At 67.6% G+C, this 16,162-nt stretch carries 19 protein-coding genes; 8 read left to right on the top strand and 11 right to left on the bottom strand.

The features are described from left to right. Positions 1–131 precede the first annotated feature (131 nt). Positions 132–356 (bottom strand): hypothetical protein, encoded by a 225-nt coding sequence (locus AB0E69_RS07035; protein WP_360140929.1) that lies wholly within the window; start codon positions 354–356, stop codon positions 132–134. A 284-nt stretch (positions 357–640) separates the two neighbouring features. Between AB0E69_RS07035 and AB0E69_RS07030 the strand changes: the two genes are divergently transcribed. Next, the gene (locus AB0E69_RS07030) at positions 641–1,213 is read left to right on the top strand and encodes a hypothetical protein (RefSeq protein ID WP_360140926.1); all 573 of its coding nucleotides are present in this window, start codon (positions 641–643) and stop codon (positions 1,211–1,213) included. Positions 1,214–1,300: 87 nt separating this feature from the next. Here the strand turns inward: AB0E69_RS07030 and AB0E69_RS07025 are convergent, their stop codons facing one another. Further along, positions 1,301–2,038 (bottom strand): ANTAR domain-containing protein, encoded by a 738-nt coding sequence (locus AB0E69_RS07025; RefSeq protein ID WP_360140923.1) that lies wholly within the window; start codon positions 2,036–2,038, stop codon positions 1,301–1,303. A gap of 501 nt (positions 2,039–2,539) precedes the next feature. Here AB0E69_RS07025 and AB0E69_RS07020 point away from each other — a divergent pair. Both AB0E69_RS07020 and AB0E69_RS07015 read left to right on the top strand, forming a co-directional pair. After that, entirely contained in the window at positions 2,540–2,785 is a 246-nt protein-coding gene (locus AB0E69_RS07020) for a hypothetical protein (protein ID WP_360140920.1), read from the top strand. 110 nt (positions 2,786–2,895) lie between these two features. Then, positions 2,896–3,030 (top strand): hypothetical protein, encoded by a 135-nt coding sequence (locus tag AB0E69_RS07015; protein ID WP_360140917.1) that lies wholly within the window; start codon positions 2,896–2,898, stop codon positions 3,028–3,030. A 5-nt stretch (positions 3,031–3,035) separates the two neighbouring features. On the opposite strand, the gene AB0E69_RS07010 is transcribed toward AB0E69_RS07015, so the two are convergent. After that, positions 3,036–4,016, bottom strand: coding sequence for a cation diffusion facilitator family transporter (locus tag AB0E69_RS07010; protein ID WP_360140914.1), 981 nt, complete (start codon positions 4,014–4,016; stop codon positions 3,036–3,038). Positions 4,017–4,238: 222 nt separating this feature from the next. Between AB0E69_RS07010 and AB0E69_RS07005 the strand changes: the two genes are divergently transcribed. Continuing rightward, positions 4,239–4,586, top strand: coding sequence for a metalloregulator ArsR/SmtB family transcription factor (locus AB0E69_RS07005; RefSeq protein ID WP_360140911.1), 348 nt, complete (start codon positions 4,239–4,241; stop codon positions 4,584–4,586). Positions 4,587–4,730: 144 nt separating this feature from the next. After that, positions 4,731–5,645 (top strand): cytochrome c oxidase assembly protein, encoded by a 915-nt coding sequence (locus tag AB0E69_RS07000; protein WP_360140908.1) that lies wholly within the window; start codon positions 4,731–4,733, stop codon positions 5,643–5,645. A gap of 462 nt (positions 5,646–6,107) precedes the next feature. Here the strand turns inward: AB0E69_RS07000 and AB0E69_RS06995 are convergent, their stop codons facing one another. Together AB0E69_RS06995 and AB0E69_RS06990 are read right to left on the bottom strand one after the other, a co-directional pair. Continuing rightward, positions 6,108–7,043 (bottom strand): alkylmercury lyase family protein, encoded by a 936-nt coding sequence (locus AB0E69_RS06995; protein WP_360140905.1) that lies wholly within the window; start codon positions 7,041–7,043, stop codon positions 6,108–6,110. Further along, a complete protein-coding gene (locus AB0E69_RS06990; RefSeq protein ID WP_360140902.1) occupies positions 7,040–7,447 on the bottom strand; it encodes a MerR family transcriptional regulator in 408 nt (135 codons plus the stop codon). The genes AB0E69_RS06995 and AB0E69_RS06990 overlap by 4 nt, the downstream gene beginning before the upstream one ends. A 124-nt stretch (positions 7,448–7,571) precedes the next feature. Here AB0E69_RS06990 and AB0E69_RS06985 point away from each other — a divergent pair, with 124 nt between their 5' ends. Both AB0E69_RS06985 and AB0E69_RS06980 read left to right on the top strand, forming a co-directional pair. After that, a complete protein-coding gene (locus AB0E69_RS06985) occupies positions 7,572–7,706 on the top strand; it encodes a hypothetical protein (RefSeq protein ID WP_360140899.1) in 135 nt (44 codons plus the stop codon). A gap of 313 nt (positions 7,707–8,019) precedes the next feature. Beyond that, positions 8,020–9,927, top strand: a complete 1,908-nt coding sequence (locus AB0E69_RS06980; RefSeq protein ID WP_360140896.1) for a transketolase — start codon at positions 8,020–8,022, stop codon at positions 9,925–9,927. Between the two features lie 589 nt (positions 9,928–10,516). Here AB0E69_RS06980 and AB0E69_RS06975 read toward each other — a convergent pair. Then, the gene (locus AB0E69_RS06975; protein ID WP_360140893.1) at positions 10,517–10,966 is read right to left on the bottom strand and encodes an ROK family protein; all 450 of its coding nucleotides are present in this window, start codon (positions 10,964–10,966) and stop codon (positions 10,517–10,519) included. Positions 10,967–10,977: 11 nt separating this feature from the next. On the opposite strand from AB0E69_RS06975, the gene AB0E69_RS06970 reads away from it, so the two are divergent. Beyond that, positions 10,978–11,481 carry a hypothetical protein gene (locus AB0E69_RS06970; RefSeq protein WP_360140890.1) on the top strand — a complete coding sequence of 168 codons (504 nt, stop codon included), beginning with the start codon at positions 10,978–10,980 and terminating at the stop codon, positions 11,479–11,481. Between the two features lie 65 nt (positions 11,482–11,546). Here the strand turns inward: AB0E69_RS06970 and AB0E69_RS06965 are convergent, their stop codons facing one another. From AB0E69_RS06965 to AB0E69_RS06945, 5 genes are all read right to left on the bottom strand, one after another. After that, positions 11,547–11,990, bottom strand: coding sequence for an MBL fold metallo-hydrolase (locus AB0E69_RS06965; protein WP_360140887.1), 444 nt, complete (start codon positions 11,988–11,990; stop codon positions 11,547–11,549). Next, on the bottom strand, positions 11,948–12,235 hold the full coding sequence (locus AB0E69_RS06960; RefSeq protein WP_360140884.1) for an MBL fold metallo-hydrolase: 288 nt from the start codon (positions 12,233–12,235) through the stop codon (positions 11,948–11,950). Before AB0E69_RS06960 ends, AB0E69_RS06965 begins: the two co-directional genes overlap by 43 nt. Positions 12,236–12,376: 141 nt before the next feature. Then, positions 12,377–14,902 (bottom strand): tyrosine-type recombinase/integrase, encoded by a 2,526-nt coding sequence (locus AB0E69_RS06955; RefSeq protein WP_360140881.1) that lies wholly within the window; start codon positions 14,900–14,902, stop codon positions 12,377–12,379. Further along, positions 14,899–15,768 carry a site-specific integrase gene (locus AB0E69_RS06950; RefSeq protein ID WP_360140878.1) on the bottom strand — a complete coding sequence of 290 codons (870 nt, stop codon included), beginning with the start codon at positions 15,766–15,768 and terminating at the stop codon, positions 14,899–14,901. The genes AB0E69_RS06955 and AB0E69_RS06950 overlap by 4 nt, the downstream gene beginning before the upstream one ends. Further along, complete coding sequence (locus AB0E69_RS06945) at positions 15,765–16,073, bottom strand: site-specific integrase (RefSeq protein ID WP_360140875.1); 309 nt, start codon at positions 16,071–16,073, stop codon at positions 15,765–15,767. Before AB0E69_RS06945 ends, AB0E69_RS06950 begins: the two co-directional genes overlap by 4 nt. Positions 16,074–16,162 lie beyond the last annotated feature (89 nt).

Here is a 16,162-nt window from a genome sequence, read left to right as displayed (position 1 = left end):
CGGCTCGACCGCGTGCTTCAGCAGGCTGCTCGCCTCGATGAGGGCGGAGTACGCGCCCAGCTGGGTGACGTCCGGAGGCGGCCGCTCGGGCGCTCTCCCGGATCTCGGCTACGGCCGGCCGCGAGGGACGCTCACAGGACCGCACCGCGGGGTGCGATTTCCACGGCGGAGACGCCCCTCGCGTAGAGCACCAGAAGCCGATCGCCGTGCCGGCAGCGCAGCACCCCGGCATCTTCCGCGAGCGTGGCGACGACGCGGTCGATGACCTCGGCTTCGCTGCCCGCCTCGGAATCCTCGTACTTCAGATCCAGGTTGTCCCCGCTGATGAGCCGAACACGAAGCACGATGGCCGCCATGGTCCCTCATCTTAGACGGGTACCCGCGCGTGACGGCGAGATTGGGCTGAGGAGCCTGAGCGGGTCCTAGGGCACCTGGTGCCTCGCCCTGTCGACCCGACCGGTACTGCGCCGTGGCCACCTGCGTTCTGACCGAGTTAGGGGAGGAGCTGCGGCAGAGTTACTTGGCGGCTGGCAGCGCTCGTCGTCGTGAGTCGACCCGGAGGCGTCACGACATCGTGCCGGAGCTGGTCCAGACGGCTCGGTCTCAGGCGGCCGGTGGTCGGCGGGTGAGTGCACAAACCGTGGAGAAGCTGTCGGAGACGCTGGATGCGGCACTTGTGGACGCGGCCGCCGCGCAGCTGTTGCGGAGCGGACAGCTGACCAGTGCGCTGCGTCATGTGGGCTTCGGCGTCCTCAACGAGGATGACGAGCTGGCTCAACTCGCTCCGGCCAGGCCGCGAGTTGTCCGGCACACTGAGGCCGCGAAGCCCGCCCGCCAACGCACTGAGGCTGCGGAGGCCGCCAGTCGGCCCACTGGAGGTGCTGTGCAGTCGGCGGGGCGCCAGCCGGGCCTCGATCGGACTCTCGATCAGCGGCGTGCTGCGCTTCGCCGGCGCGTTAATGAGGCCGAGAGCGACTATGCCGCGGCTTCGGCCGACCTTGAAGAGGCTGAGCGAGCCTTGGACGCCCACCAGCACCGCATTGCCGACCTGGAGGCCGATCTCGTGCGCCTCAACGAGCAGCTGGAGGAGACCCGGCAGGCGCTGCGCGACGCGCGCAAGCAGACGCCCGGCTCCAGCGCGACTTCAACCAGGTCGCACGGCACGCCCGGCGGTTCACGGTATGAGCTGAAGTGGGACGGATTCCTTCACTGAACTAGTCAAGCAAGCGGGTGAAGGCCTAGCCGCTCCTGGTGACCTGGCCGCGCGGCGTGTGGGTGTCGGTGGGCGATCTCAGGTCGGTTATTGGGCTCTGCGGGTGGTGTCTTCGACGATGCCGGCGGCAACCTCGCGGAGTTTGATGTTGCCGGTTTGGGAGGTCCGGACGAGGAAGCTGAAGGCGCGATCGGGGTCGAGGCGGTAGCGTTCCATGACGATGCCGATGGCCTGTCCGATTTCGGTGCGGGTCATCAGTGCTTCGTTGAGGTTGGTGTGTTCGCGGCTCCAGCCCATGGCTGCCGCGGCCAGGTTGGCGAACATCGCGCCGAGTTGGCGTGATTCGGTGGTCAGCGCGTGGGTGCTGGTGGAGTAGAGGTTGACTCCGCCGCGGGCGTGGGGTTCGGCGAGGAATTGGAATCCCAACTGTGCCCCGATGCCGAATTCCATTGCGGCGCGCGGGCCGTATTTCGGCCAGCGCAGATCGGTGGCGATGTCGTCGACCTCGACGACCGGGGTGTCGAAGACGACGTCCAGGCACGGTCCCTCGCCCAGCTTGTACTGCAGATCGTCGGCTTGCAGCGCCAGGTCATCGGTCGGAGCCAGTGTCTGGATCCGGCCGTCCTTGCCGGTGATCGAGATGCTCACGAAGTCGACCCCCGGTACCGCCTCGGCGGCTCCGGCGGTGATCACGGCCAAGGTCTCGTCGAGATCCATCGGGAAGCGCAGTGAGGCCGAGACCTGATTCATCGCGTCAAGCAGGTACTGCAGCTCCATGGCCGGTCGCCCTACGTAGGGCCAGCGGGATACCGACCAGATATCCATCCTGTACCCCGAGCGCCGCCAGCGACACTCGGGGTGGCTGATCGCCACTGGGCATGGCAGGTTGCACCAGTCAGCTGGGCCGTGCAATTGGTGGGCGTCTGGGCTCAACAGCTTGCACGGCGCCCGGGGCGGCAACCAGCACAGAGGCAGTCAGCTCCTCTGTGCCAGCCGGACGCGGTGGGTGGCCGGACGGACCCGATAACCCTTCCGAAATCGGGGCGGCATGCCCGGCCACCGTCTGGTCCCGGTTCCCCTGGCCTTGCCCGGGCAAACCGCCGGTCGACTCGGCAAGCTGAGGCGGCATTTACCGCCGCTGGGGCTGTTGTGTTACGGCCGGACGAGTAACACTCAACACAGGGTGGCCAGTCGTTTCTGCCGGGCCGCACACCCCGTCACGCTGCCCTTACCCCCTCCAGCGACTGGTCGCTCGAGCCGCAGACGGGCGGCTGCGGCAACAGCACACTCCTGATCGCGCCTGTCGTTGCGACTGAAGGTGTAGCCATGAGCAATGACGGCGCAGATCCGCCGATCGAAGCCGAACGGATCGGGCCGGGCCAGTTCCTTCTTGATACCGCACTGCTTCGGTGCGGGATCGTGTTCTCGATCGAGGGACGCACCTTCACGGTCATCTCCCAACCAGCCGCGCTGGCGAGGAGGAATTACCTGGTCACTGTCCGCGAGACCGAGGGCCCGGAGGTCGGACGACAGTTGACGGTGCAGTTGCGTCTCGGTGTTCGCCGGCGGTGACCCTTCCCGGCTCGCGGCCGGTTCGGCTGCCGAGCCTGTAACTGAGCCGAGTCCAGACTGAACTACTGCGTCGGATGCATCGCGACAACTCTGCCGCGAGACTGAATGCCATGGTCGACTTGGCGCCGCATCTGCTGGGTCCGGTCGGGCTGGAGCTCGCGAAGGCGGTGGAGCAGTTGCCCGGCCCGGAGGGCATGCCGGGCGGTTCCCGTTTCGAGTTGAGGTGGGACGGGTTCCTTCACTGAACAAGTCAAGTGGCCAATGTTGTGTCGTGGTGGTGAGCCAGGAGGTTGTGGTGGTCGCCGCGTGGGCTGACGTGAACGGTGGCGTCGATGAGTCGTGGGACGCCGTGCAGGAGTGCGTGGTGGGCTTGGACGGCGATGTCGTGGGCGTCGATCACGTTTAGGCCGGGGTCGACGACGACGCCGGTTTCGGCGCGGAGCCGGTGGCCGGTCGTCCAGCGCAGCCGCAGACTCTCGATGTCCAAGACGCCGGGCACTGCGCGCAGGCTGGTTTCGGCGGCGTCGACCAGTTCGGGTTCGACCGCGTCCATTAGCCGCCGGTAGATGTCGGTCGCCGCGCCCTTCAGCACCACCAGGATCGCGACGGTGATCAGCAGGCCGATGATCGGGTCGGCGAGCGGGAATCCGGCCATGACGCCGAGCGCGGCGACCACGACAGCCAGCGAGGTGAATCCGTCGGTACGGGCGTGTAACCCATCGGCGACCAGCGCGGCCGAGCCGATCTTGCGGCCGACCCGGATCCGGTAGACCGCCACCAGTTCGTTGCCCGCGAACCCGATCAGGCCGGCGGCCAGCACCACTCCGATGTTGGTGATCGGCTGAGGATCGATCAGCCGGCGGATCGACTCGTACCCGGCGACCACCGCGGACAGCGCGATCATGAGGACGATGAACACCCCGGCCAGGTCCTCGGCGCGGCCGTAGCCGTAGGTGTAGCGGCGGGTCGCGGCGCGGCGGCCGAGGATGAACGCGACCCACAGGGGCAGCGCGGTGAGGGCGTCGGAGAAGTTGTGGATCGTGTCGGCCAGCAGCGCTGTGGATCCGGTGAGGATGACGACGACGAGCTGGGCGATCGCGGTAACGCCGAGCCCGATCAGGCTGATCTTCAGCGCCCGGATTCCTTCGGCGCTGGCCTCCAGCGCGGAGTCGATCGAATCGGCCGCGTCATGGCTGTGCGGCTTGAAGATCGACAGGACCCAGCCCTTCACCCCCGTCGCGTAGTCATGGCCGTGGCCGTGACCGTGCCCATGGCCGTGTCCGTGACCGGCTTCGGCGGCGGGGGTGTGAGGATCTAGGTGGCCGTGCCCGTGCCCGGCCGGCTGAGAGTGTTCGTCAGAAGGGGGGTGCTGCGTCATGGAGAGCCTCGCGAAAATGCGGTACTGCGGGGTGGAGGACTTCTTCACGCTAACACGACGTATGCTTGCCTGCGCATGGATGCACACGTGAAGTCGGATGAGAGTCAGGAGCCGACCGACGACCAGGTCCGGGTCGCGGTCGACACGTTCCGCCTGCTCGTCGATCCGACCCGGCTGCGCCTGTTGTGGGCGCTGGCCGATGGCGCGGAGCTGGATGTGACGACGCTGGCCGACAGGCTCGGGGTCGCGCAGCCGGCCATGTCGCAGCACCTTGCTCGGTTGCGCTTGGCTGGTGCGGTCGATGTGCGCAAGGACGGCCGTCGGTCGCTGTACTCGATCCGCGGGGTCCACCTTCGCCGGGTGATCGCCGAGGGCCTGTTCCATGCCGACCACACCCTGACCGGCGAACCACCCCACGACTGAGCAGGACAGCTTCCCTTGTTGCGATTCGCAGATCCGGCCCCGACGGTTCCGCCACCCACCGACTCTCAAAGCCACCACGGGCACGACAGTAACGACCAGATGCCCACGCCTGAACCGAGCGGTGGTGGAGGGTCGCGGGGAGCGGTGAGTTGGGACGGTCTGACCGCGTGGCATCCCAGCGCCGGCTGGCCAGCAGCGGTCGTCTTGCTGGCCTTGGCCTACTTGGTAGCGGTGATCGTGCTGCGCCGCCGCGGGGTCGCCTGGTCGGCCGGGAGGGTCGTGGCTTGGCTGTTGGGCTTGGCCAGCCTGGTGGTGGTCACGTCGACCGGGCTCGCGACGCTTGGGATGGCGCTGTTCAGCGTTCACATGGCCCAGCACATGGTGCTGTCGATGCTGACCCCGATCCTGCTGCTCCTCGGTGCCCCGATCACCCTCACGTTGCGGATCCTGCCCGCCTCAGGTCCAACTGGAGCACCCAGGCGGGTCCTGCTGCGAGTCCTGCACTCGCGTGTCGCGAAGGTCTTCTCTCACCCGGTTTTCACCGTGACTGCGTTCGTCGTCAGCTTGTTCGGTTTGTACTTCACCGACCTGCTCGACGTTGCGATGCGCACCCATGTCGGGCACCAGGTGATGCTGGTCCACTTCCTGACCGTGGGGCTGCTGTTCTTCGGGCCGATCCTGGCCGTCGATCCGTGGCCGCGCCGTTCCGCTCCAGGCTTGCGCTTGGTCGAGCTGCTGATCGCGGTCCCGTTCCACGCCGTCTTCGGTGTGGTCGTGATGCAGGCCGGCTACCCGCTCAGCACGATGTTCGCCGCCTCGACCACCGCGCTTGGTCTCGATCCGATCGCCGACCAGGCCACCGGCGGCGGCATTGCCTGGGGTTTCGGGGAAACCCCGATCGTCTTGGTCACGGCGATCGTGTTCGTTCAGTGGGTCCGAGCTGACACACGTGCTGCGCGCCGCTTCGATCGGCAGGCCGCTCGTGATGGCGACGCGGCTCTGGCCGCTTATAACGACCGCCTGCAGCGGCTGAGCGCTAGACAGTCACCCTCCAACTGACAGTCTCCAGCTCTGCAGTGGACGAGAAGCTTGCCTAGAGCAACACTGGAACGGTGGGCAAGCTGGTGCCCGATCTGGTCGGGCCTGCCGGTTTCGACCGCGGTCGTCTGACCTGGCTGGTAGCCGGACTGGCCGGGTCGGGCAGATGATGGCTGGGTGACCGTTGCAGACGAGACGTCTCAGCCGTCGCCGCCGACGTGTTGGTGCTGCGGTGGCGAGTTCGACGAACGCGACCTGGTGCGGTTAGGAGCCCACCCTGAGGTCGGCATGTGCCTGGGCTGCGCGCGCTTCTTGCAGCGCAGGGCGGCTGAGCGCGAAGACGAGCTACGGACGTCGCCGGCTGCGAGGCTGCGGACCGCGGTGCGCGGAGTCCGTGAGTGGGTGATCAGCCGTGGGTGGCATCGGCTGCCGGTCGTTGGGTGGCTGCTGCAGCGCATCGATCGCCACCTGCCATAGCCTCTGTCACAGCGCGAGCAGCGGCTGGAACAGGCGGGCACCGAGTTCCTCGGCTTCGGCCTGGTCGAGGATCTGCCCGGGAACCGCGGGGTGGCTGCGGGTCCAGGACTCGGCCGCGTCGCGGTCATTGAAGAAGTTGAGGTAGTCGCAGCAGCAATCTGCCGATGGTCCGCCGCCGGCATCAGCACCGATGAAGACAACCGCGCTCGCGGGCTCCCACGTGGACGTTCCGGCAGTAGTGGCGATTGAGATCGGCTGGCCGGTGGTGGCGTCGACGGACTCGATCCGGGTGTCGCGGTTGAGCATGGCTGCGATGCCGAGGGCGTCGATTGCGCACATAGCGAAGACGTCGACCTGGTCGCCGATCCGGACTCGGTGCCGAGTCGGAGTCGTTGAGAACGGGTAGGCGAGCGCGATCTGCCCGTCCGGGGCCAGCCGGATCGCGTCGCCGTCGTGGAGCGCCGTCAGCACGTCGGTCGTACTGCGACCGGAGCCAGCGGTGACGGAATCGAGTTCAGCGTCCGCGGATGGGAGACCGGTGGCGGCGAAGGCCCGCAGGATGGCCTGGTGAGTCGCCTTCTCGACCGGGTAGAGCGGCAAGGCACGTGTCCGCCAGGCGCTGAGCACCTCAGTGGGCGCTGTCGGCTGGCTCGCGGCAGTGAGTGCGTCGCGCAGCTGGTCGACCGACGGTGCGGGGACGATCCGGCCGGTGTCGTCGCGATAGAGACGGCACGACACCCCGCACTCACAGCCTCCGGCCTCGGCGAACGGGTCGACTCCGTCGATCAGCAAAGTCGGCGAGCCAGCCATACCGAACCGTGCGGCGTCAGCGTCGTTGTCGATGACACGGGTGCTGGTCGGTAGATCGGTGACTTCGGCCAGCCGTTCCAGCAGCGGCGACAGGTTCGGGCAGTCTGGGACGTGCAGGACTTCGAGCTTCATCGGGTCTCCTTTGGGCGGTGGTCGATCGCGTCGAGCAGCGCGCAGCTGCGGTCGGCGCGGGGAAGGTCGCAGGTCTCGACGAGGTCTGCGAGCGAGTCGTGCATGCGCTGCAAATCGTGGATCCGCTGCGCGAGGTCGGCCCGGCGGTGTTCGGCCAGGGCCCGGGCCGCGTCGCAGCTGTCCGGGCCGCCCGTGTCGAGGTGCAACAGCTCCTCGACCTCGTCGAGGGTGAAGCCGAGCTCCTGGGCGCGTTTGATGAACCGCAACAGCTCGACCGTGCTGGGCGGGTAGTCGCGGTAGCCCCCGGGCGTGCGCGGCGGCAGGGTCAGCAGCCCGCGGCGTTCGTAGTAGCGCAGCGTCTCGGTGTTCACTCCGGCCCGGCCAGCCAGCTCACTAGTTCGCATACCCCCATGGTCAACCCTGGACCCAGCTACAGAGTCAAGGGGCCACTGAGAAGAGATCGTTCAGTAACCGATCCGGTGCGCTTCGGGCGTAGCGGCTGACGTTGCCTAGAGCAACACTGGCAAGGTGGGCAAGTTGGCGACCGATCTGCTCGGACCGATCGGACTGGCGCTGGCCCGGGCAGAAGAACAACTGCCCGGGCCTCATGGCGTGCCCGGCGGAGCAAGATTCGAGCTGAAGTGGGACGGGTTCCTTCACTGAACGAGTCAAGTCAGTTGTGGATTTCGAGTGCCCACACCTCCACTCGACCGCCCACAGCCATGCCTGCCTTTTGCGCCGGCGCTGGCAGTGGCGATGGTTCTGGACAATCTTTGCGGGTTTCGACCAGTTGCGGGGCGATTCACATGGCGCACACGGCGCCAGCGCGCCTTCGGTAGGGTCGCATACGTCCAGATCGGCATCCTGGCCGTGCTGGCCCTCGCCGTGGGTGCCCTGCCCGGGTTCACCAAGGCATCGGCCAACGAGCCGATCGGCGGCGCCTGACAGCGGCCGGATCGACCACGAGGAGACGCACATGACCGCCACCAACAGCATCAACCAGCCCGACCTGGACGTCGTCGCCGAGTTGGCCGCCCAGCTACGGGTCGATTCGGTGCGCAGCAGCACGAGCGCCGGGTCCGGGCACCCGAGCTCCTCGATGTCGGCGGCCGACGTACTGGCCGTCCTCCTGGCCCGGCACCTGCACTACGACTGGGACCAGCCCGACCACCCGGCGAACGACCACCTGATCTTCAGCAAGGGCCATGCCTCACCGCTGATCTACTCGGTCTTCAAGGCCGCCGGCGTCATCGATGACGAGGAGCTGATGACCGGTTACCGCCGCTTCGGGCAGCGGCTGCAGGGCCACCCGACCCCGATCCTGCCCTGGGTCGACGTGGCCACCGGCTCCCTCGGCCAAGGTCTGCCCGACGGTGTCGGTGTCGCCCTGGCCGGCAAGTACCTCGACCGGGCCGACTACACGGTCTGGGTGCTGTGCGGCGACGGCGAGATGGCCGAAGGGTCCATGTGGGAAGCACTGGACAAGGCCTCGTACTACAAGCTGAACAACCTCGTCGCAATCGTCGACGTCAACCGCCTCGGTCAGCGCGGCGAGACCGACCTCGGCTGGAACCTGGACTCCTACGCCGCCCGCGCCGAAGCCTTCGGCGCCCGCGTGGGGGTCATCGATGGGCACGACCTGACCGGGATCGACGAGGCGCTGGCCACTGTTCGCGACGCCGACCGGCCTGTGGTGATCCTGGCGAGGACGGTCAAGGGCAAGGGGTTCTCCGAGATCGAGAACAGCCCCGACTGGCACGGCAAGCCGCTGCCGGCCGACCTGGCCGAGCGCGCCATCACCGAGCTCGGCGGGGAGCGGCACTTGACCGTCCGCGGACCGCTCCCTGACGGCCGCAGCACAGAGACGGTCGAGGTTCCGGCCGGAGACGCGACACTGCCCACGACGACCGAGCCGGTCTCGGCCGAGCGCCCCAGCTGGAACGTCGGCGACAAGGTCGCCACCCGCAAGGCGTACGGCGACGCGCTGGTGGCCGTCGGCAACGGCAACGACAAGGTCGTTGCGCTCGACGGCGAGGTGTCCAACTCCACCTATGCCGTCGAGTTCGCACACGCCTTCCCGGACCGGTACTTCGAGATGTTCATTGCCGAACAGCAGCTCGTCGCCGCCGCAACCGGGCTGGCCGTCCGCGGCTACATCCCGTTCGCCTCGACCTTCGCCGCCTTCCTCTCCCGGGCGTACGATTTCATCCGCATGGGCGCCATCTCCGGCGTCGACCTGAGACTCGTAGGCTCGCACTCCGGCATCGAGATCGGCGCCGACGGCCCCTCGCAGATGGCGCTGGAGGATCTGGCGATGATGCGGGCCGTCCATGGCAGCACCGTGCTCTACCCCTCCGACGCGGCAAGCACCGCCGTGCTGGTCGAGGCGATGGTCGCCACGACCGGTATCTCCTATCTGCGCACCACACGCGGCGCCTACCCTGTGCTGTACAGGGCCGACGAGCAGTTCCCCATCGGCGGATCCAAGACACTTCGCGGCTCCGACCACGACGACGTCACCCTGATCGGCGCCGGCGTGACCGTCCACGAAGCCCTCACCGCAGCCGACGAACTCGCCGCCGACGGCATCACCGCCCGCGTCATCGATGCCTACTCGATCAAGCCCATCGACACAGCCGCCCTGACCGCCGCTGCCGAGGCCACCGGCGGCCGCATCGTCATCGCCGAAGACCACCATCCAGAAGGCGGCCTAGGCTCCGCGATCGTCGACGCACTCACCGCAACCGCGACGCCGCCGCTGTCCATCACCCACCTGGCCGTACGGGACATGCCCGGCTCAGGATCAGGGAAAGAACTCCTCGACTGGGCCGGCATCGACCACACCGCCATGGCGAACGCAGCACGAGCGGCTATTGGTAAGTAGTCGCTTCGGTGGGGCCAGCCGACTCGGCGGAAGCGGTGAGCCGGCACGTTGCTGCCAGCTCGCCGCCGCAGATGTGAGCAAGGCAACCGGCACGCTCCACAGCCACCCAGGCACAGCCAACCGGCCGCGGCCTGTTGGCTGCTGGTACCAGGTTGTGGGGTGGTCGTGGCCTCGCGCAGGCGGCACGAGGCACGGCGGAAAGGACCGCACCCCCCTTGACCGCCCCCTCTCCCTCAGGGATGACCCACGAGAGTTCGGTTCGGCAGGCTGAGACGGTGCACAGGATCGGGCGCCGCTCGGCCGTGGGATCAATCGTGGTGCGAAATGGAGTCGAACAGGGTCACCTAGCGGGGCCGGTAGCCCTTCAAACTGAGGGCGTTGTCGCCTAGTGGGGCTGGTTACTAGGGCATCATGGCCCCTTTAATCTGCGGGTCCAGGTTTCGATCGACAGTTCACCGCCGATAAGCAGCCCTATGTCAACTAATCTACTCGACTTTGGGTCAATGGCCTAGTGTTCCGGGACCCACCCACCGCCGGTACGACCGCCCCACGACCAAGCGCCTGAAGTGACCCCTGCTGCCGGGCGCTCTTAGTCATGTTTCTGGGCATGGCGCTTGCCGCCGTGTGGATCGAAGAGGTTGTCGATTGCCACTGCGGCGGCGCCTCGTGCCCAGTCTTCGAATGGCCGTTGGACGGTGATAAGCCGGCAGGCGGTCGCCGGGCCGCAGAGGTGCTGCCGGAACGTCTCCTCGATCTCGGCCTGCATGAGGTGCGCGAAGCGGTGGTGCTCGCTGGACAGGACGATGAGCTCCGTACCGACCAGATTGGCGACGGTAGCGAGGGCGCGGCCAACGGTTTGTGCAGCCCGGTGCAGGACAGCGGTCGTCTCGCCACATCCGGTTTGCGCGCGGGCGAGGGCTTCGGCGATGGTCAGGCGGGGATTGGCGAGCGCACTTCTGATTTCGCCGAGGATCGCTGGCTCGGAGGTCCAGCGGCAGAGCTGTAGCCTCCTCGGATGCGGCCGGACAGCAATGATCACCCGACTGCCTGTTGATCACCGGCACGGTCGGAGCGGGCAAGACTTCGGTTGCGGCCGCCGCCGGATCGATCCTGGCCGAAGCGCGTATTCCGCATGCCGTGATCGACCTTGACGTCCTCAGCCAGTCTTGGCCGACCCCACCGGACGACCCTTTCAACCTCGCGATCGAGCTCCGAAACCTTGAGTCGCTCGCCCGGAACTATCTGTCGGCTGGGGCCTGCCGGCTGGTTGTGTCGGGCGTGGTCGAAACCACAGCGGAGCGTGCACGCTATCGCGCAGCACTTGGTGTCGAACTGTGCCTGTGTCGCCTTCGTGCCGACCTCGCCGAGTTGCATCGACGTCTTCGGATCCAACACGCGGGTGCCGACCCGGAGATGCGCTGGCACCTTGACCGGGCCGGACAGCTCGACCAGATCCTCGACCAGTCCGCGGTCGACGATTTCGAGGTCATCTCAGACGGACGGACGTTGACCGATATCGCGGCCGACGTACTCACTCGCGCTGGCTGGCTCTAACCCCGACCTCCATAACCAAGCTCACTATTGAGAGGCCATCGTGCCGCTGGCTCCGAGCAGAGCCACTAGAAAGTGAGTTGCCGCGGAGGGAGACCTGCGGAGATTTCCTCCATGGCCGAGTACAAGTGATGCCAGCCAAGGGTGAGTGCAAGGGTGCCATGCCCTGGATACAGCCCGTCGGGTTTCAAATCGACCAGTCGCCGGATGCTCTGGGTGGACTCGGCAACCGAGCAGTCCCAGATGTCCTGGAGAAGAATCCGCCCATTGGCGAAGGCGGCGTCACCGCTGAACAAGTCGACACCCCCGGTCCGATGCAATGCGTAGGACATATGGCCGCTGCTGTGGCCTGGGGTCGAGAGCGCCTCGAGCTCCAGAGCGCCGACAGTAAGGCGTTGGCCGTCGCTCAGCTCCGCGTCTACGGAACAGGCTCGGAAGCTGTAGTCGTTCGGATAGCCTCCTGGACGCTTCATCCGGTCGAAACTTGCCGCCCGCTCGTCACCGTCGCGCAAGTACGACGCAACCTCTGTGAAGCCAGGACCTGCGCGTCAAGCGCCTCGCGAAGCGCCGCCGCGCCGCCGGAGTGGTCGGCGTGTGCGTGCGTTAGGACGATGCGGTCGACGGTCGATCGCGGTACTCCGCAGCGATCGATTTGCGTGAGGATCGGTGCGACGTCCACGCCGGCGCCCGCGTCGATCAGCACGGCTTCGCCTTGGTCAGCCACCAGGTAGACGTGGCAGTCGCGGGGTTGGGTCATCGAGAAGCCGCTCGCGCCGCTGCCGACGAGCCAAATGTTGTCGGTCAGGTTTCATGAACCAGGAGCCTAGACGCAGCCACGGCCCCATCGCGCGGCCGAGCTTGCCCTCGCTCTCTTCGACGTCGATCCCTGCCTGTGGACTCAATCAACCACCGGCGCCGGCAACGGTGCCACTGCTGCACTGAGCTGCTGCTCTGCCTCGGCGCGGCGCTGACGCAGATGTTTCAAGGAGTCCTCCAACGCCACCACCTCACCAAGCCAAGCTCGCTCCTGGGCCTCGGCGAGCCGCTCGCTCGTGTTGGCCGTCATCTCCTCGATGCGCGGCAGTTGGACGGGATCGACTCGCAGGAACCGGCACTTCACGCAGGCGTGTTCGTGGACGCATGGGGTGCCGTAGGGGCGGTGGCAGTCGCCGAGGGCGACCTTGCGCAGTAGGAAGTGGTTCTCGAACTCGGCCCACTCCTCTCCGGTCGCAGTCCGCAGCTCGCCGCCCGGACGGGTGGCTCGGCGGCGTTCAATGAAGTGCTGGTGGGCGGCGATGACCTCTTCGGGGAAGACCGCGGTGTAGCCGCGGGTGGTGTCCAGGTTGAGGTGCCCGAGCAGGGTCGCGGCGATGTGCAGCGGCAGCCCGGAGGACACCATCTCGGTGGCGAACAGACGCCGGAAGTCGTGAGGCGTGAAGTGGATCGGCTCGCCGGCGTCGCGCAGCCCGGCCGAGACCGCGACGTCCACGATGAGCCGCCGGGCTACCGACGGCGACATGACCTCGTTGCGGGTGCCGATCCGGCGGACGAACAGGTGCGGAAACGGTTCCCCGTGCACCTTCTCGTGCGGGTCATAGCGCACCGACAGCGAGATCCGGCCCGTGCTGTCCTTCGCACGGCGCTGAACCGCGACCAGCACCGTCACCAACTCCGGCGTCATCGGAATCAACCGCTCGATGTCGGTCTTGCTGGGCACGATGTGCAGCAACGGCACGAGCGTGCCAGTGGAGGCGGCAGTGTAGTGGCGCAGCGACAGCTGCGTCAGCTCGAGCAGTTCCTCGACCCGGATCCCGGTGTGGCGCAGTGTCTCAGTGACCGCCCACGCCCAGAACCCGTCGGATTCGGCCGCGGTGATGTCGACCAGACCGTGCCGGTTGACCCGGATGAACGGCAGATCCGGCGCTACGGTGATGATCCGGGCGCGCAGCAGGCTCGGCCGGTCCCGCTCGTATCGGCGTGGTGGCGGCTGATGCAGCTCGAACTCCGAGCCGTCGATGAGGAACCGCTGCCCGTGGCTCACCTGCTGGGCGGCGGTCAGCAGCCGGGCCGACCAGTCGCGGCGGCGCACCGCTTCGGCGAGCAGCGCCGGCAGCAGTGGTGTCAGTGCTCGAGTGCGGTTCTGCATCCGAGACTGCTGATGCCTCTTCGCCTTCGAGGCATTCTTCGACTCGTGCCGCGACACCGGACAAGGCGCGACCCACGGACCCCATCTCGCGGGTTCATCGTGTGACCACTCTGCCAGATCCCGATACATGCCCCGGACGGCGAACAGGATTGAGTGGATCTCGCGGCGCGGCTGCCCGTCGGTGGTCATTGACAGCCGTTCGCGCCACTCAGCCGCGACCTCAGGAGCCAGCCGCAGATCGGCCTGGGCGGGGTTGATCTGCAGCACCTCCCACCAGAACAACCGCACCAATCGGTAGGCCCAGCCCTCCAGGCTGCCATAGTCCATGGCCGGTTTGAGCTCGCGCAGGTAGTCGACGAGCAGGTCGCGCACCCCGCCCGCCGGGATGCCGTAGCGGTCGACCAGGGTCTCGACCGAGTGCTGGCGGGTGTTGCCCTTGGCAGACCACGCGGCCCGTAGCGTGACGGGTTCTCCCGCGAACGGTCCGAGCGCGACCAGCAGCTCCCAAGCCAGGTGCTCACGCCGGTTCCGCCCGGACGTGCGGACCACATCGGCGTAGAACAGCAGATCCTCGCCCTGAAGCTGTTCGAGGCGCTTCCCGGTCCGGATCAGCACCCGCGACAAGCAAGCCTCCGCGTCGTACTGATGCCGCAACAGCGCCGACCGGTAGGCCGGTAACGCCCGCAGCCGATCCAGTTGCTCCTCCTGGTTGACGGCGAGCATGCGCTGGGGCAGGTAAGCGCCGGCCTTGGAAGCCAGCTGCCAGCCGTACGAAGGGCGTAGGACGCGCGCAACCATCAACGCGTTCATGCCTTGGGCCACCGACGGCTCCGGCGTGCGTGGTGTAACCGCCGACCGCCATGCACGAGGCGCCAGGTCGGCGCCGCTGGCCAGCCAGCGCTGCTCCCAAGTATCGCCGTCGAATCGGTTCAGCCACCGCAGGATCCGCCGCACGCCGGTCGACGTCGGCTTCCGGCCCGGAAACACCCCGAGCACCTGATCAAGGGTGTAGTCGATCGTAGCGTCCAGGCCGAGGCCCTGGATCACGTCACCAGGTGCACTCGGCAACAATGCCGGAGGCGCAGGCCCCAGGTCGTAGGCATGCCGGCGCAGGATCCGTCCATGCCGCCCGAACAGAGCGTCCGGTTCTACCACGGCCGGCGGCGACAACGGCTTCGTCGTTGGTCCCGAGGCCGCCCGCGTCCGGGCCGCCTGGATCCGCGCAGCCGATCGTGGGCCGGCCGTGAGCTCAACGCCAGCGGTTGATACCTGCGTCATGCGGGAAGCCCCAGGAGCTCCCTCACCATGGCTTCATCGTAGGCAGGCTCGATCACCGGACCAGTCGGCCGCGGCCGGGCGTGGTGCTCGAGGACCTTGGCGACCAGGTCCTCCATCCGAGGCTGGGTGTAGATCTGGGTGGTCGATACGCTCGCGTGCCGAAGGATCGTCTGCACGTCGAACAACGTGAACGCCGGATCTGCCAGCAACCGGGCCGCCGCGGTGTGCCGTAGATCGTGCAGAGTCCAGTTCGTGCCCAATGCCGCGTTCGCGCGCTGCAGCACCGCCCGCGCAGCGTGGTACGTCAACGGGCGCGGTGCGCCTTGCCGGGTCCACCACACCGGGCCGCCCGCCTGCGCCGGCGGCCGCTCCGCCCGAAGATACAGCGCCAGCCACACGAACGAATCCACACTCGCGGGGATCGTCTCCCGCAACCGGCTTCCCTTGCTGACCACCGTGATCGTGTTCGCGCCGGCATCGAGGTCCGTGCCGTGGCACAGCCCCAACAGTTCGGTGGCCCGGGCACCGCTCGACAACCAGAACGACACCAGCGCCCGGTCCCGGTGGCTGCGCAGCGCGCCGAACAGCGCGTCTGCGGCATCATCAGGAATCGCCCGCCACGTCGGCCGCGGTGTCTTCTGCCGATACGTCGCCCGCTGGTGAATGACGAAGTCCTCCATCGGGTTGTGGTGCGCAGCCACCCGGCCACCGGCCCGAGTCCGCTGCGCTGGAACCGGGTTGACCAGAGGTCCCAGGTCGGCCGCGCACGCCCACTCGTAGAACCCGAACAGAACGCTTAGCTGATGGTTGATCGTCCTCGCCGCGTACGTCGTTCCGGGCGACGCCTTGCCCGTGATCGGGTTCACCGAGCCTGGCGCTGGCGCCTCCGGGTGGCGGCGCAACCGCTGCTGAACCGGCGTCTCCCGCAGCCACTCGACGAACTCCCGCACGTCGATTCGCTCCGCCGCTCCCACGGCGTCCAGCGGCTGTGCAGGAACCGCAACCAGCGCAGCAGGTCGTACGCATAGCTGCGCAGCGTCCCCGCAGAGCAATCCGACGCGGCCAGATCCCGCAGGAACCCAGAGGCCGCGACGTGCTTGAACTCCGGGAACAGCACCCGCCACCGCAACCCCGCCGCGAACTCGACCACCCGGCCCACATCAGCAACCACCCGCACACCCTCTCCAGCCACGCACCCGCGACGCCAATCGGCGCACTGAAGAGTTCAGTCAACTAGCCGGGCCGGGGCCGTTGTCCGCG

It is taken from the genome of Kribbella sp. NPDC026611 (assembly GCF_040638345.1).
In the GTDB taxonomy this organism is placed as follows: Bacteria; Actinomycetota; Actinomycetes; order Propionibacteriales; family Kribbellaceae; genus Kribbella.
This window is presented reverse-complemented; position numbering and strand designations above follow the sequence as displayed.